Here is a 16275-nt window from a genome sequence, read left to right as displayed (position 1 = left end):
GCGCTACCCGGCCACGACGACGTACGGCGAGGTGTCACACGCGGCGCCTCGCCGTACGGGAGCGGACATCCCGATGACCACCCCACACCGCGGGCAGCCGGTGCACCGGCCTTCCGAACCCCCGCCGGCACCCGAGCCGATCCAGGCCCTCGACGATGCCTTCACCCTGCTGGGCAGGGCCCGGGCCGGTCCGGTCATCGCGGCGCTCGCCAGGGGCCCGGCCGACTTCGGCCACGTGCGCGGGCGAGTCCCCGGCGTCAGCGACGGCACGCTCGCCGACCGCCTCCAGGAGTTGGCCGACGTGGACCTGATCACCCTGACCGTCGTGCCGGGCCCTTTGCCCCGCACCCGCTACGCCCTCACCGCCCACGGCAACGCCTTCCTCATTCCGCCGGCCGCCCTGACCGTGTGGGCGCAGGACCGCCTGCCGCCGAGCGGCGTGCCGACCTGGGGCAGGCCACCCGCGCCCGCTCACTGAACCCACCGGAACCGTGCCGGCCGCCTGCCTGCCCGGATGCTCTCCTACCTGGGCGACAGACCGGGCCATGCCGCCGACCGCCGGGAGGTGCTGGAGGCGCTTTTGGCATGCGACGACGGGTCGACCGGCGCCTACCTCCGCCAGGCCGTCCACCAGCTGAACGTGGCACTGCCGCCGCGAGCGCAGGCTGCTCGCACAGCTCCAGCGGTGACCGGCTCAGATGTTCCGGAACGTCTCGATCTGCGCCCCGACCGAGTTGAGCCGCTCGGCCAGGTCCTCGTACCCACGGTTGATGACGTACACGTTCCGCAGTACGGACGTGCCCTCCGCCGCCATCATCGCCAGCAGGACGACCACGGCGGGTCGCAGGGCGGGCGGGCACATCATCTCGGCGGCGCGCCAGCGCGTCGGGCCCTCGACCAGTACCCGGTGGGGGTCCAGCAACTGCAGCCGTCCGCCGAGGCGGTTGAGGTCCGTCAGGTAGATCGCCCGGTTGTCGTAAACCCAGTCGTGGATCAGCGTCTTGCCCTGCGCGGCGGCCGCGATGGCCGCGAAGAAGGGGACGTTGTCGATGTTCAGGCCGGGGAACGGCATCGGGTGGATCTTGTCGATCGGTGCCTCCAGCTTGGAGGGCCGGACGGTGAGGTCCACCAGGCGGGTGCGGCCGTTGTCGGCCGGGTACTCCGGGGTGCGGTCGTGGTCGAGGCCCATCTCCTCCAGCACCGCGAGTTCGATCTCCAGGAACTCGATGGGGACGCGGCGCACCGTCAGTTCCGACTGGGTGACGACCGCGGCGGCCAGCAGGCTCATCGCCTCGACCGGGTCCTCGGAGGGCGAGTAGTCGACGTCCACGTCGATGTTCGGCACGCCGTGCACGGTGAGCGTGGTGGTGCCGATGCCCTCCACCCGTACGCCCAGGGCCTCCAGGAAGAAGCACAGGTCCTGGACCATGTAGTTCGAGGAGGCGTTGCGGATGACGGTGACACCGTCGTGCCGGGCGGCGGCGAGCAGCGCGTTCTCGGTGACCGTGTCTCCGCGCTCGGTCAGCACGATCGGCCGGTCGGGCCGTAGGGACCGGTCGACCGTCGCGTGGTACTGGCCCTCGGTCGCCGCGATGTCCAGCCCGAACCGGCGCAGCGCGATCATGTGCGGCTCGATGGTCCGTGTGCCGAGGTCGCAGCCGCCGGCGTACGGCAGCATGAAGCGGTCCATGCGGTGCAGCAGCGGGCCGAGGAACATGATGATGGACCGCGTCCGTACGGCCGCCGCCGCGTCGATCGCCGCCATGTTCAGCTCGGCCGGCGGCACCAGTTCCAGGTCGACGCCGTCGTTGATCCAGCGGGTGCGTACGCCGATGGAGTTGAGGACCTCCAGGAGGCGGTACACCTCCTCGATGCGGGCGACCCGGCGCAGCACCGTGCGCCCCTGGTTGAGCAGCGAGGCGCACAGCAGTGCCACACAGGCGTTCTTGCTCGTCTTCACGTCGATGGCGCCGGACAGCTGACGACCGCCGACCACGCGCAGGTGCATCGGGCCCGCGTAGCCCAGAGAGACGATTTCGCTGTCCAGCGCTTCACCGATGCGAGCGATCATCTCAAGGCTGATGTTCTGGTTTCCGCGCTCGATGCGGTTGACGGCACTCTGACTGGTGCCGAGTGCCTCGGCGAGCTGTGACTGTGTCCAGCCCCGGTGCTGACGGGCGTCACGGATGAGCTTGCCGATGCGTACGAGGTAGTCGTCTGCCATGAGGTCGAGGCTATCTCAGATATGAGATGGCACCTCTTGAGGGGGGCTGTTCGGGTGAGCGGCGGGAGGGGCCTGAGGAATCGTCAACGGCGCTTGGTGGTACGGGTGCGACGCCATCCGAAAGGTCCGGGCAAATCCACCGATGTCGTACGGCGTCCTGTGCTGCTGCTCGTGTGCCTCGGTCCGTGGCTGCCGCCGCCGGTGGTGATGGACCAGGAACGCCGGTTGATGTTCAGGCGCACGCCGGGCAGGATCCGGAAGCTCTTGCGGAACGTAAGGGGCATGTGGGCCTCCCTTCAGGGTCGGTCAGTCGCTCCCAACTCCTGTCGGATACCCCCACTTGGCGAACTGATGGCAGTACTCCACGGCCTCGTCGAAGGTGACCGACGTCACCGCTCCGGTGCCGTACGGCGGTACGACGGGGGCGATGTCGTACCGGTGCCGTGTGACCCGCCTCTCCTCGTCCCGCAGTTCGAGAACACCCGGCTCCGGGCAGCTCCACGTCAGGAGCGTGACGTACTCCCCGCCGAGGTTGGCCAGACTGCTCCATCCCCGCCCGTCGGCGCGGAGCTCCAGGGCGGACGACTCCATCGCGCCATGGTCGAAGGGGCCGCTGTCCCAGTGGCCGATCAGCGACTCGTCCAGGCCCGCCCGCGCATTCCGGGCGTCCCGCTCGGCGATCCAGAGCAGAAAGGCGGTGTCGGCCCCGCCGACGTCGACGACACGCGTGCCGTGCAGGAGAACGCCCAGGCCGTGCTCCTCGTCCCAGGGGCAGGTGAACTCGATGCCCACGTACGGGATGCCGTCCCGGGAGGCCGGGTGGACGTAGAGCGTGCTGAGGCGCAGGAGGTCGGTCAGGCCACAGGCGGTGGCCAGGTCGTCCGGCTTCAGGGTGTGCACGGCGTGGGCGTTCAGGGCGGGCCGCGCCCCGGCGAGCAGGACGGGCAGCCGCTCGGCCGTCCATGCGGCCTTCGCGATCTCGGTGTCGTCCAGCGGGTGGCCCTCGCGGCCCTCGGGGGCGTAGTACAGGGGTACGGGAGTCCCTGTCGCGGCCGCCCAGGTGTCCGGCGGCAGTGGCACCCGTGTCATCCAGGCGAAGTCGTCCCAGGAGAAATCGGCTCGGTCCATGGTCGCAGGAGGACATCACAGGGAGGCCGGGCATGACCAACCGGGCCCCATGTACTAGAGTTATCTCGACATCGAGATATCTGCCGAGGCGCGCCGCGGTCGCACGTCGTCATCAGTCCGACAGTAAGGCGAGCCTAACTTAGCCTTACCTTAGCGGATCGGCCAAGAGGGCGTGGCGGCAGGATGCGGTGGTAAGCGCACAAAAATGAAGGAGACTGTCGTGTCGGCGAACAGCTTCGACGCCCGCAGCACGCTGCAGGTGGGCGACGAGTCGTACGAGATCTTCCGGCTGGACAAGGTGGAGGGCTCGGCCCGACTGCCGTACAGCCTCAAGGTCCTGCTCGAGAACCTGCTCCGCACGGAGGACGGCGCGAACATCACCGCCGACCACATCCGCGCCATCGGCGGCTGGGACTCGCAGGGCCGGCCCTCTCAGGAGATCCAGTTCACGCCGGCCCGCGTGATCATGCAGGACTTCACCGGTGTGCCGTGTGTCGTGGACCTCGCCACCATGCGTGAGGCCGTCAAGGAGCTCGGCGGCGACGCGGCGAAGGTCAACCCGCTCTCCCCGGCCGAGCTGGTCATCGACCACTCCGTCATCGCCGACAAGTTCGGCACCAACGAGGCCTTCGCGCAGAACGTCGAGCTGGAGTACGGCCGCAACCGCGAGCGCTACCAGTTCCTGCGCTGGGGCCAGACCGCGTTCGACGACTTCAAGGTCGTACCCCCCGGCACCGGCATCGTCCACCAGGTGAACATCGAGCACCTGGCCCGCACCGTCATGGTCCGTAACGGCCAGGCGTACCCCGACACCCTGGTCGGCACCGACTCGCACACCACCATGGTCAACGGCCTCGGTGTGCTGGGCTGGGGCGTCGGCGGCATCGAGGCCGAGGCCGCGATGCTCGGCCAGCCGGTCTCCATGCTCATCCCGCGCGTCGTCGGCTTCAAGCTGACCGGTGAACTCACCCCCGGCACCACCGCCACCGACCTGGTGCTCACGATCACCGAGATGCTCCGCAAGCACGGCGTGGTCGGCAAGTTCGTCGAGTTCTACGGCGAGGGCGTGTCCGCCACCTCCCTCGCCAACCGCGCCACCATCGGCAACATGTCGCCGGAGTTCGGCTCCACCGCCGCGATCTTCCCGATCGACGACGAGACCATCAAGTACCTGAAGCTGACCGGCCGCTCCGAGCAGCAGCTGGCGCTCGTCGAGGCCTACGCCAAGGCGCAGGGCCTGTGGCTGGACCCGAAGGCGGAGCCGGACTTCTCCGAGAAGCTGGAGCTGGACCTGTCGACGGTCGTCCCGTCGATCGCCGGCCCGAAGCGCCCGCAGGACCGCATCGTCCTCGCGAACGCCGCCGAGCAGTTCAAGACGGACGTCCGCAACTACGTCGACGACGTGGACGAGGCGGGCAAGGAGTCCTTCCCGGCCTCCGACGCCCCGGCCGTCCACCCGAACGGCGCCCCGTCCAACCCGGTCACCGTGACCGCCCCCGACGGCTCGACGTACGAGATCGACCACGGTGCGGTGACGGTCGCGGCCATCACCTCCTGCACCAACACCTCGAACCCGTACGTCATGGTCGCCGCCGCGCTCGTCGCGAAGAAGGCCGTGGAGAAGGGCCTGACCCGCAAGCCGTGGGTCAAGACCACCCTCGCCCCGGGCTCGAAGGTCGTCACCGACTACTTCGACAAGGCAGGGCTCACCCCCTACCTCGACAAGGTCGGCTTCAACCTCGTCGGCTACGGCTGCACCACCTGCATCGGCAACTCCGGCCCGCTGCCGGACGAGGTCTCCAAGGCCGTCAACGACCACGACCTCGCGGTCACCTCGGTCCTCTCCGGCAACCGGAACTTCGAGGGCCGGATCAACCCCGACGTCAAGATGAACTACCTGGCGTCCCCGCCGCTGGTCGTCGCGTACGCCCTCGCCGGCTCCATGAAGGTGGACATCACCAAGGACGCCCTGGGCATCGACCAGGACGGCAACCCGGTCTACCTGAAGGACATCTGGCCCTCCGAGGCCGAGGTCAACGACGTCGTGGCGAACGCCATCGGCGAGGACATGTTCAACAAGTCCTACCAGGACGTCTTCGCGGGCGACGCCCAGTGGCAGGCGCTGCCGATCCCGACCGGCAACACCTTCGAGTGGGACCCGCAGTCCACGTACGTCCGCAAGCCCCCCTACTTCGAGGGCATGACGATGGAGACCACCCCGGTCTCCGACATCACGGGCGCCCGCGTCCTCGCCAAGCTGGGCGACTCGGTCACCACCGACCACATCTCCCCGGCCGGCGCCATCAAGGCCGACACCCCGGCGGGCCAGTACCTCACCGAGCACGGTGTGGAGCGTCGTGACTTCAACAGCTACGGCTCGCGCCGCGGCAACCACGAGGTCATGATCCGCGGCACATTCGCCAACATCCGCCTGCGCAACCAGATCGCGCCGGGCACCGAGGGCGGCTACACCCGCGACTTCACGCAGGACGGCGGACCGGTGTCGTTCATCTACGACGCCTCCCGCAACTACATCGAGCAGGGCATCCCGCTGGCCATCCTGGCCGGCAAGGAGTACGGCTCCGGCTCGTCCCGCGACTGGGCCGCCAAGGGCACCGCGCTCCTCGGCGTCAAGGCCGTCATCGCCGAGTCGTACGAGCGCATCCACCGCTCGAACCTCATCGGCATGGGCGTCCTCCCGCTCCAGTTCCCGGAGGGTGCCTCGGCCGCCTCCCTCGGCCTGACCGGCGAGGAGACCTTCTCCTTCACCGGCGTCGAGGAGCTCAACAACGGCACCACGCCGCGCACGGTCAAGGTCACCACCGACACCGGCGTCGAGTTCGACGCGGTCGTCCGCATCGACACCCCCGGCGAGGCGGACTACTACCGCAACGGCGGCATCATGCAGTACGTGCTGCGCAGCCTGATCCGCAAGTAAGCGGTCCGGTACGGCAGTCGGGCCGCACTCCCTGTCCGGGAGTGCGGCCCTTCGCGCTTCAGAGCCAGCCTCGCTGCGCCGCCCGCACCCCCAGCTGGAACCTGCTCGCCGCCCCCAGCCGCTCCTGCAGCTCACTCACCCGCCGCCGCAGGGTCCGCAGGCTCACCCCCAGATGGCGGGCCACCGCCTCGTCCTTCATCCCGGCCGCCAGCAGCCTGATCAACGCTCTTTCGCCCTCGGAGAGTTCGTCGTCGCCGGCTGGCTGGCCAAGCGGTGTCGCCTGCTGCCAGGCCATCTCGAATAGCTTCTGCAGGGCTTCGGTCACCGCCGAGTGCCACACCACGACGGCGCAGTAGCCGCCCGCCGCGGAGGAGGTCAGAGGGAGCATCGCCCGACACCCGTCGACCACCAGCAGCTTGACCGGCACGGACGGCAACACCCGGGCCTGCTCGCCGAGTTCGACCATGTTCCAGGTGCGGGACAGGACCTTCGGGTCTTCGAGGGCGGGCGCCGCGTAGATCCCGCGAGAGACGATCCCGCGGCGGAGCAGATCGGCCTGGAGACCCAGCTGCCGGACGGGCGGTGCGAGATACGGAGGCGTGTCGAAGAGGCACACCTCGTGCTCGGCGCGCGCGTACATCTCCTCCAGGCGGGCGGCGATGGCACCCTCGCCGGAAGCGACCTCGATCAGCCGGGACGGCTCCTCACGCAGCAGCCCGGCCTCGTACGCGGTAGCCATCTCCTCGGCGGTGGCGGCGAGCAGTTCGGACACCGTCTCGCGCCGTCTGATCAGTCCGCGGACCGCCACTCTCGGGTCGATCGCGCGTAATCCCCCCATGGAATCCGGCGGCTGGAGCAACCCGATCGCGAGCAGACGGTCGCAGGATTCGCGCACCCGGGCCGGGGAGGCGCCGGTCAGGAGCGCCCAGCCGGCCGTGCCCGCATCGGGCTGGTGCAGGATCGCCTGGTGGACCAATTCGTCGAAGGCGGAGACCCCCACCGCGGCCCAGGGGCTCGTGGCAGGGGTCTGGTCTGCCGTGTCGTATGCCGTGTTCGCCATGGCCCGGCACGGTAGGCGATCTTTGTTAAGGCCGTTTGTCCCGGCCTGGGACGCCGTTCAATTCAGGCCGTCTCCTTCAGGCCCTCCACGTCGGTCCGTCTACTTCAGGCCGAACGCCCGCAGCACGGTCTGGTCGACCGCGTTGCCGCTCCGGTCGGCGGCCCGCACGCGCAGCGACACGGACGTGGCGCCCTTCGGGTGCTTGAGTTCCAGCTCGCCGCGTTTCACCTTCACCTCCTTCCAGGACGTGCCGTCGTCGTAGGAGACCCAGGCCCTCAGGTCACCGGCCGTAACGCCGCCCGACTGGTTCCGGACGGAGAGTCCGAGCTTCGACGTGTGCCGCGCTTCGGCACGGCCCAGGAGGTCGAGCCCGTCCACGTCATAGTCGACCGAGAGCAGCGGCAGCGCCGTCTGCCGGTCCGTGTGAGCCGAGGCGAAGGACCACTCGGTGTGGGTGCCGGTGGAGTACGCGGCCCAGTCGGCCCTGCGCCGGGCGTCGAGAACGAGGCGGTACGAGGCCTTCGCCGCCGGGGCGTCGAAGGTGCCGAGCCCGCCGAGCGCGGTGTCGCCGACCAGCTGCCCGTCCGCGTACAGCGTGCCCTTCGCGGTGTCCTGGACGTTGTCCACCGACCCGAAGTGACCCGGCGTGGAGTCGCTCAACTCCGGTATCGCGAAGGTGAGTTCGTCACCGGTGCGCTGGGAGAGGCCGTACTGCCCGCTGGTCGCCGGGCGGACGACCGGGCGCAGCCAGTCCTCGGTGGGCAGCTCGCCCGCCTTGTCGAAGGTCCGCAGGGAATTCCACTGAGGCTTGGGCGCGTTCACGTCGGGATAGACGGCGTGCCAGATCCGGCTGTCGGAGACGTTGTAGTACTCGGTGCGTTCCGTGCCGAGCTGCACGTTGTTGGTGGTCGCGATGTCGATGGACGACCAGGGACGGTACCGGTACACGGCGTCCTTGCCGACCTGGCCGGCCCGGCCCGCGTGGTAGCGAACCGTCTGCTGCACCGTGTTGGAGCTGTTCAGGTGGTACGTCTGGTTGGCCGAGACGGCGTCCGTCTGCGGGAACATCACGCTGTACACGTACGGACTGACCGCAGTGCCCTTCAGCTTCAGCTTGACCTTCTTCCCGCTCTTGAGCAGGGCCCCCAGCTTCGCGCCGGACTCGCCGGTGGCGGTCATCAGCGGGATGGTCGCGCTCTTCACCCAGGAGATCCAGTATCCGGGCGTGTCGTGATAGGCGAGGACGTAACCGGCCCCGGCCGCCGTCGCGTTGGCGAGCGCCTCGTCCGCCGTCGCACCGGCGGCCACCCGGACGACCGCCACTTTGCCCTTGACGTCGAGCCCGTCGAAGTCGGCCACGGTGCCGCTGCCCGCGTCCACCGCCCGGACCGTGCGGTCACCGCTGATCTTCACCGGGAACCCGCTGGATGTCTGCGCGTAGTCGAGGGGCAGCGCGTACTTCTCGGGGCTGGTGACGCTCGCCGTCAGCTCCTTGGCGTACAGACGGAACTTCGAGGAGAACTCGAAGGTACCCTCGGTGACCTTCTCGGTGGGCGCCACGTAGACGTGGTCGGTCCACCAGCCCTGGCTGTAGGTCAGGCCCCAGGAGCTGCCCGGGCCCTCCCGGTGCCAGCTGGTGCTGAAGCCCTGGAACTCGGAGTCCTCCTTGGTCTTGGGCTTGATCTCGACCGCCTTGCGGGCGTCGAGGACGACTTCGGTGTTCCTGTCGACCTTGACCTCCGGATCGCCGACGACCGAGGTGCTGACCTCCAGTCCGGCCGCGTCCCGCTGCGAGATCCAGGACGCCATGTTGTACCTGCCGGCCGGCACCTTGAAGGTGTAGCCGCTGCCGAGGAACCCGTGCGTGTCGGGGTACGCGCCGTTCAGTTCCTGGAGCATGAATATCGACGCCCCGGTGGACGGCTTGCCGTCCCGGCCCACCAGCGACACCTTCAGGTCGTAGGTCTTCGCCAGCTTCTCGAAGCCGAGGGCGGTGGTGACCTGGAAGGCGTCGGCGCTCGCGGTGATATGGCCGGTGTACCGGCCCGTCGCCTCCTCGGCCGGGTCGACGGTGACGCCGACGGTGGCGGTGCCCTTCGCCGGGACGGTCACGGTGTCCGCGTTCAGGGCGGCGTCGGGGAGCGACGAGGAGATCTTCAACTCGACCGCTTTGTCGGTGGTGTTGGTGTAGGTGATGTCCTTGCTGTCGGTCTCGGTGTCGCTTTCCTCGAACGTGCCGAAGCTCAGCGTCGGCGTAGCGAAGACGCCCTGATTGACGGCCCGTACGGCGTCGACCCGGCCGTCGCCCTGCTCGAACACGGAGTTGACGGTGTTCGTCTTCGCGGTGGTCGCCAGCGCCTGCTTGATCTGCTGTCCCGTCCAGTCCGGATGGGCCTGCGCGACCAGCGCTGCGGCACCCGCGACATGCGGAGTGGCCATCGACGTACCGCTCGACGTCGTGTAGTAGTCGTCGACCGGTGTGCCCATGGTGGTGCCGGCCGCGCGGGCCGCGGTGATGGCCGCGCCGGGTGCGGTGATCTCCGGCTTGACCGCGTAGTCGCCGATGCGCGGGCCCCGGCTCGAGAACGATGCCAGCTTGTCGGACTTGTCCACGGCGCCCACCGTCAGCGCCGAGTCGGCGATGCCCGGGGTGCCGACGGTCTGCTCGGACGGGCCGGAGTTGCCCGCCGCGATCACGAAGAGGGTGCCGGTGGACGCGGACAGCTCGTCGACCGTCTCACTCAGCACGTCCGAGGGGCCCGACGCGTCACCGCCCAACGACATCGACACGATCTTCGCGCCGGAATGCGCCGCCCACTCCATGCCCGCGATGATCCAGGAGTCCTGGCCCTTGCCCGCGTTGTTCAGCACCTTGCCGACCAGCAGTTCCGCGCCCGGCGCCACGCCCTTGCGTCTGCCGTCGGAGGCCGCGCCCGAGCCGACGATCGTGGATGCCACATGGGTGCCGTGGCCGTGGCCGTCCTGCACCGCCTGGTCCGGGACGAAGCTTCGCGTCTCCCCGATCTTCCCCGCGAGATCCGGGTGGCCGGCGTCCACGCCCGTGTCCAGGACGGCGACCTTGACGCCCTTGCCGTCGTACCCCGCCTGCCACACCTCGGGCGCGCCGATCTGCGGCACGCTCACGTCGAGGGACGCCGTGACCTTGCCGTCGAGCCAGATCTTGTCGATGCCCTCGCCGAGCTGCCGCGCGGCCTTGGTGGTGGGTTCGGTGCCGAGCGCCGGGGCGATGTCCGCCCAGAAGGCGGTCGACTTCCGCGCGCTGAGCGCGGCGCCGTCGATCGTGGGCAGCGTGAGCGTCCGGCGCGCGCCGTCGGGGATCGCGCTGCCCTTCGTGTACGTCGCGATCACCGGGGTGGCACCGGTCTTCGCGTCCGCGTACCCCTGCTTCACCAGCTGGGTGACGTTGAACAGGGCCGGGTCGAGGCGGCCCGCCTCCAGCAGCGGGATCGCGTCCGCCGGCAGGACACTGACCTCGCCGTCCTTCTCGCTCGACACGAAGGTGGCGGCATCACGGCCCTTGCCGCGCTGGACGTCGACGGCGTACTTGCCGTCCGGACCGACGCTGAGCGACACGGTGTCGCCGGTGATGAGAGTGACGGTCTGCGTGCGCGTGGCACCGGCCGTGGCGCCGCTCTGCACGGGCGCGGCGTCCGGCGCGGTGACCGGTGATCCGGAACCGGCCGCCACGGGCGTGATCGCGCCCGTGAGCAGTCCGGCCGCTCCTGCCACGCCCCAGAGGGCCTGGAGTCTTCGCATGGGTGGCGTCCTCCCCTGAACGCTGACGACGCTTCCGGTCTGGTGAGCGGAAGCCAGTGATCAGAGTGAGCGCTGCGTGGAGAGCGGCTCAAGGGAATCCTGTGGCCAGGGAGTGCCAATGCCCCCTTCGGCCACGGGAATTGGCGGTTCCGTAGGTGTCTTGTGCTGTGGTGTCGGTGGCTGCCGAGCAGCAGGTGACGGTCGTCGCGGTCGACCCCGCGCTGCACCAGCCGCTGGGGTGCCCAGCACTGGCGGAAACCACTGACCACGAAAACCCGCAGGACGACCCGGCACGATGCGGCGAGCATCGCGACTATGCGGCGAGCATCGCTGTTCGGCCGCTCCGTCACCGGCCGCTCCGTCATCCCCGGCCCGTCACCGGTCGGCCCGTCACCGGGCGACGTGCGCTCCGGCACCCGAGCCGGCTGGGGGTACCTCCCAGACCCTTGAGGCACTGGGGGAGGACGACACCGCCGCACGACGACCAGAGTGATCGTCGTTGGCATCGGACCGTCCAGGCCCGACCGGACACCCATGGGCGCGACGAAACCCGCCGCCACGTTCGCACGGCTGCGGCTCAGTCGGAGCACAGGGTTCCCTCAGCCTGCGGGGACAGGATCGAGACATGTCTGGCACTCCCCTGACCCGCAACGGCCGCGTCCATGTCCTGACCGCCGATGACGAGCCCGAACTCGCCGAGCCGCATGTCGTCTTCCTCACCGTGTGCGGAACGGGCCACGCCATCAGGCCGCGGGGGAACGAGAGATGAGCGCGCGCCTGCGTGGGCGGTCCCTGCGCACCCGATTCCTCGCCTTCGTCGGCGTCGTACTCTCCGGGGTCTGCCTGACCATGGCGCTCACCACGGTCCTGGCCCAACGCGCCTACCTGCTCGGCTGGCTCGACCAGCGGGTCGCCAACGCCGCGGAGCGCAATCAGGGCGCTGACCGGACCGGGCCGGGCGGCGACACGGACCTCGGGTTCCTCGCCGAACAGGGCCAGGCGGTCGGTACGCTCGCCGCCCGGCTCGACGACGGTGACGTCATCGCCGCCGAGGTCGTGACCCGGGACGGTGGGTCGCAGGCGCTCACCGCGCGCCAGCGCGCCCCCCTCGCGGGCATCGAGGTCGACGGCTCTCTGCACAACCGGACGATTCCGGGCCTGGGCACCTACCGGGTCTCCGCCCTCGACGCCGACGGCAGCCTCGTTCTCACCGGCCTGCCGATGGGCGAGGTGCGGGACATGCTCCGCAACCTGACCGCGGTCGAGGCCGGGGTGGGCGTCGCCGGACTCGTCGTGGCGGGCGGTTTCTGCGCCGTCGTCGTCTGGCGCCAGCTGCGCCCCCTCGGCCGGGTGGCGGCCACAACCGCCGAGGTCTCGCGATCCCCGCTGGGCCACGGCGAGGCCACCGCCCTCACCCGCGTGCCCGAACGCGACACCGCACCCGGCAGTGGGACCGGCCAGGTCGGCGCCGCGCTCAACCGCATGATTGACCACGTCGAGTCCTGGAGCGCCGAGCGCCTCAGCAGCGAGGAACGGATGCGCCGCAGCGAGGAACGCATGCGCCGCAGCGAGGAACGGATGCGCCGGTTCCTCGCCGACGCCAGCCACGAACTACGGACGCCGCTCGCGTCCATCGCCGGATACGCGGAGCTGATGAACCGCGGTACCGACCCGATCGAGCCGGCGCTGGCCTGGCGCCGGGTCTTGGCGGATTCGGTGAGGATGACGGGCCTGGTGGAAGATCTGCTCCTGTTGGTCCGACTCGACGAGGGCCGGCCCCTGCAGTCCGCCGAGGTCGACCTCGCGGCGCTGGTCGCCGAGGCGGTGTGGGACGCGCAGGCCGCGGACGGCGGTGGCCACGACTGGCGGCTGGAACTGTCCCTAGACACCTCAGCGTTGGTCCTCGGCGACGAGACGCGGCTGAGTCAGGTGGTGGCCAAGCTGTTGGCCAACGCGCGTACGCACACGCCTGTGGGCACGAGGGTGGTGGCCTCCGTCGAGGTCACGGACGCCCGGTGCGTCATCCGCGTCCGCGACGACGGCCCCGGAATCCCGCACACCCTCCTGCCCACCGTCTTCGAGCGCTTCACCCGCGCCGACAGCTCCCGCTCCCGCACGGACGGCAGGGCGGGCGGCTCCGGCCTCGGCCTGGCCGTCGCGGCGGCGATCACGGCGGCTCACGGGGGCCGTATCGACGTGGACAGCGTCCCGGGACGCACGGAGTTCACGGTCGAACTGCCGGCCGTGGTCGAGACGCCGGGGGTGCGGGCGGCTCGCGCTAGGCCGGCGTCGGTGTAGGCGAAGCGATCGGGCCGGCCGCTTCCGGGAAGATCGGCCCGGAACTCCGCTCGCCACACCACCACAGAATCACGATCACCATGAACGGCCCTTGTGCCAGGCGTTTACAAGTGGGCCACTCGGCGCTAGCTTCCCCCACAGGTGGGGTGGGAGCGCTCCCATGTGGTGGACCGGAACCCGCTCCGTGGTCGCCCCCCCACCCCCCCGCTTCCGCACCAAGCATCCGCACACACGCATCCACACGGCCCGGACCTCAAGGAACGGACTGATATGTCATGATCCTGACAAGAATGACGGTGGAATTCGCCGACTCCCCCCGCCGATTAACGCTCCCCACCCGCGCCAGAGCCCTCTTCCTCGTCCTCGTCGCCCTGTTCGCGACGATCCCGGCGCTCAGCCTGGTCGTCACGGCCGGCGGCGAGGCGGAGGCCCACGGCACTCCGATGAAGCCCGGCAGCCGTACCTTCCTGTGCTGGCAGGACGGCCTCACGGACACCGGCGAGATCAAGCCGGTCAACCCGGCCTGCAAGAACGCCCAACAGGTCAGCGGCACCACGCCGTTCTACAACTGGTTCTCGGTGCTGCGTTCGGACGGTGCCGGCCGCACCCGCGGCTTCGTGCCGGACGGCGAGCTGTGCAGCGGCGGCAACACCAACTTCACGGGCTTCAACGCGGCCCGCGACGACTGGCCGCTCACCCACCTCACCTCGGGTGCGACCGTCGACTTCTCGTACAACGCGTGGGCCGCGCACCCGGGTTGGTTCTACGTCTACGTCACCAAGGACGGCTTCGACCCGAAGCGGACCCTCACCTGGAACGACATGGAGGCCCAGCCCTTCCTCTCCGTCGACCACCCGCCGCTCAACGGCAGCCCGGGCAACGTCGAGGCCAACTACTCCTGGAACGGCAAGCTCCCCGACGGCAAGTCGGGACGGCACATCATCTACATGGTCTGGCAGCGCTCGGACAGCGCCGAGACCTTCTACTCCTGCTCCGACGTCGTCTTCGACGGCGGCAACGGCGAGGTCACCGGCATCCACGAGCCGGGCAACCCGACCGAACCGGTCCCGGGCACCTGCACGGCCACCCGCAAAACCACGGGCAGTTGGAACGGCGGCTACCAGTCCGAGGTGACCGTCACCAACTCCGGCGACGTCCCCATGCTGGGCTGGATGGTCGACTGGACGCTGCCGAGCGGCCAGAAGGTCGAGAGCCTGTGGAGCGGAAACGCGACGTACAACGGCCAGGCGGTGATGGTCCACAACGCCAACTGGAACGGCTCGCTGGATCCGGGGAAGAGTACGACGTTCGGCTACGTCGTCTCCGGTTCCGGCGGTGACCCGGCGACGACACTTCCCTGCCGAGTGGGCTGAACTGCGGCCCGGTCCGCGCTCACCTGAATCGCTGTACTGAACCTTCTGAACCGCTGAAACCCTCGCCCGGAGCGGGCCCGGTGGCGCTGTGCCGCCGGGCCCGTGAGTCGCCCGGGCGGGGGCACCCGCGCCGACTGCGGCACCGGCACGGTCGGACTCACCCTCCGTGCCGGCCTGCTCCGCAGTTCCGTACGGGCACTGAACAGCCCGCCTGATGCCGGCGCCCGGCGCCCAGCACAGACGCACGGGACGCCGTCGCCCCATCTCGCCCCGTCGCCCGGAAGTCCGCTGCGGTTCCTGCCGTCGTAGACCCGGCGCGACAGGACCGTCGCGGGCGTGAATCGCGGCCGAACCAGGCGGACCTGCACGTGTTCACTCCGGCCCGTGACCGAACGTGCCTGCCAGCCAGACGAGTTGGCGCCTCACATGCACGGCGTCGCCGCCTTCGTGGCCGTTGTAGGGATAGGCGTGGATCTCCTTGCCGGGCGTCGTGCCGGTCGCCTCCCCGTAGCGGTTGAAGGCGGCGTACGCCCCGCTCGCCGGGCACACCGTGTCGCGCAGGCCCACCCCGAAGTGCGCCGGGGCGTGCGCGCGCCGCGCGAAGGAGATGCCCTCCAGGTAGGCCAGGGTGCGGTACGCGGCCTGTTCGGCGCCCCGGTGCACGGACAGGTACGCGGTGATCTCGCCGTAGGGGGCCGCGTCGGTGAGGTCGAGGGCGCGCCGGATGCCGCACAGGAAGGGGGCGGTGACCAGGGCCGCCGCCAGATCCGGCACCAGCCCCGCGACGGCCAGGGCGAGGCCGCCGCCCTGGCTGTTGCCGACGGCCGCGACGCGCCCCCCGTCGACCCCGGGCAGCTCCCGCACCGCGGCGACCGCGCGCACCGCGTCCGTGAGCAGACGGCGGTAGTAGTGGTCCCGCGGGGTGAGCAGGCCGCGTACCACGGGCCCGGGGCCGCCGGGCGCGCCCGCGTGCGGGTCGAGGGTGTCGCCGCCGCAGCCGTACTGGTCGCCCTGCCCCCGGTTGTCCATGAGCAGGTGCGCGTATCCGGCGTTCACCCAGGTCAGCCGCTCGTGCGGGAGGCCGCGCCCACGGCCGTACCCGGCGTACTCGACGACCGCCGGCAGTAGCTCGCGCACCCCGGCGGGCCGGCTGTACCAGGCGCGGACCGGGTCACCGGCGAAGCCGCGGAAGGTCACGTCCCAGGTCTGCGTCAGCCGCAGGCCGTTGTCCACCGGCCGGGCCGACACCACCGGGTCCGTCTGCCCGGCCTCCTTGAGGGTGCCGAGCCAGAACTCGTCGAAGTCGGCGGGCTCTTCGGGATCCGGTCGGTACTGCTCGAGTTCTCTCAAGGGCAGGTCGAACGCCGTCACGACGGCACCTCACAGACGTCAACAACGCGGCTCGGTCCGATCGTTGCGGTCGGACGGCAGAAAGTTCCGACGCGACCGCCTCGATCCCTTCATCTCTTCCACCGTC

Annotated in this window: 11 protein-coding genes and 1 pseudogene; 6 read left to right on the top strand and 6 right to left on the bottom strand. The window is 70.1% G+C overall.

All coding sequences use genetic code 11. From position 1 onward, the window contains the following. Nucleotides 1-73: 73 nt before the first annotated feature. Nucleotides 74-478, top strand: coding sequence for a winged helix-turn-helix transcriptional regulator (locus tag ACWBNA_RS25170; protein ID WP_482706775.1), 405 nt, complete (start codon nt 74-76; stop codon nt 476-478). A gap of 216 nt (nt 479-694) precedes the next feature. On the opposite strand, the gene ACWBNA_RS25165 is transcribed toward ACWBNA_RS25170, so the two are convergent. From ACWBNA_RS25165 to ACWBNA_RS25155, 3 genes are all read right to left on the bottom strand, one after another. After that, a complete protein-coding gene (locus ACWBNA_RS25165) occupies nt 695-2224 on the bottom strand; it encodes a helix-turn-helix domain-containing protein (protein WP_482706774.1) in 1530 nt (509 codons plus the stop codon). Nucleotides 2225-2307: 83 nt separating this feature from the next. Beyond that, nucleotides 2308-2508 (bottom strand): DUF4236 domain-containing protein, encoded by a 201-nt coding sequence (locus tag ACWBNA_RS25160; protein ID WP_482706773.1) that lies wholly within the window; start codon nt 2506-2508, stop codon nt 2308-2310. A gap of 22 nt (nt 2509-2530) precedes the next feature. Beyond that, the gene (locus ACWBNA_RS25155) at nt 2531-3352 is read right to left on the bottom strand and encodes a DUF6985 domain-containing protein (RefSeq protein WP_482706772.1); all 822 of its coding nucleotides are present in this window, start codon (nt 3350-3352) and stop codon (nt 2531-2533) included. Between the two features lie 220 nt (nt 3353-3572). On the opposite strand from ACWBNA_RS25155, the gene acnA reads away from it, so the two are divergent. Next, entirely contained in the window at nt 3573-6290 is a 2718-nt protein-coding gene (gene acnA, locus ACWBNA_RS25150) for an aconitate hydratase AcnA (RefSeq protein ID WP_482706771.1), read from the top strand. A 58-nt stretch (nt 6291-6348) separates the two neighbouring features. Here acnA and ACWBNA_RS25145 read toward each other — a convergent pair whose 3' ends face one another. Both ACWBNA_RS25145 and ACWBNA_RS25140 read right to left on the bottom strand, forming a co-directional pair. Next, nucleotides 6349-7350 (bottom strand): helix-turn-helix transcriptional regulator, encoded by a 1002-nt coding sequence (locus ACWBNA_RS25145; RefSeq protein WP_482706770.1) that lies wholly within the window; start codon nt 7348-7350, stop codon nt 6349-6351. Nucleotides 7351-7449: 99 nt separating this feature from the next. Next, complete coding sequence (locus tag ACWBNA_RS25140) at nt 7450-11127, bottom strand: S8 family serine peptidase (RefSeq protein WP_482706769.1); 3678 nt, start codon at nt 11125-11127, stop codon at nt 7450-7452. Nucleotides 11128-11294: 167 nt separating this feature from the next. Between ACWBNA_RS25140 and ACWBNA_RS25135 the strand changes: the two are divergent. From ACWBNA_RS25135 to ACWBNA_RS25120, 4 genes and pseudogenes are all read left to right on the top strand, one after another. Next, nucleotides 11295-11771 (top strand): annotated as a pseudogene (locus tag ACWBNA_RS25135) (hypothetical protein); the annotation flags it as partial. Next, nucleotides 11753-11896 (top strand): hypothetical protein, encoded by a 144-nt coding sequence (locus ACWBNA_RS25130; protein ID WP_482706768.1) that lies wholly within the window; start codon nt 11753-11755, stop codon nt 11894-11896. The pseudogene ACWBNA_RS25135 and the gene ACWBNA_RS25130, both read left to right, overlap by 19 nt. After that, a complete protein-coding gene (locus ACWBNA_RS25125) occupies nt 11893-13425 on the top strand; it encodes a sensor histidine kinase (protein WP_482706767.1) in 1533 nt (510 codons plus the stop codon). Before ACWBNA_RS25130 ends, ACWBNA_RS25125 begins: the two co-directional genes overlap by 4 nt. A gap of 275 nt (nt 13426-13700) precedes the next feature. Next, on the top strand, nt 13701-14798 hold the full coding sequence (locus tag ACWBNA_RS25120) for a lytic polysaccharide monooxygenase auxiliary activity family 9 protein (RefSeq protein ID WP_482706766.1): 1098 nt from the start codon (nt 13701-13703) through the stop codon (nt 14796-14798). A 372-nt stretch (nt 14799-15170) separates the two neighbouring features. On the opposite strand, the gene ACWBNA_RS25115 is transcribed toward ACWBNA_RS25120, so the two are convergent. Continuing rightward, the gene (locus ACWBNA_RS25115; protein WP_482706765.1) at nt 15171-16169 is read right to left on the bottom strand and encodes an acetylxylan esterase; all 999 of its coding nucleotides are present in this window, start codon (nt 16167-16169) and stop codon (nt 15171-15173) included. Nucleotides 16170-16275 lie beyond the last annotated feature (106 nt).

The organism is Streptomyces sp. Q2 (assembly GCF_056820935.1).
The sequence above is the reverse complement of the archived record's forward strand: the minus strand, read 5'-3'. Positions and strand labels throughout refer to the sequence as shown.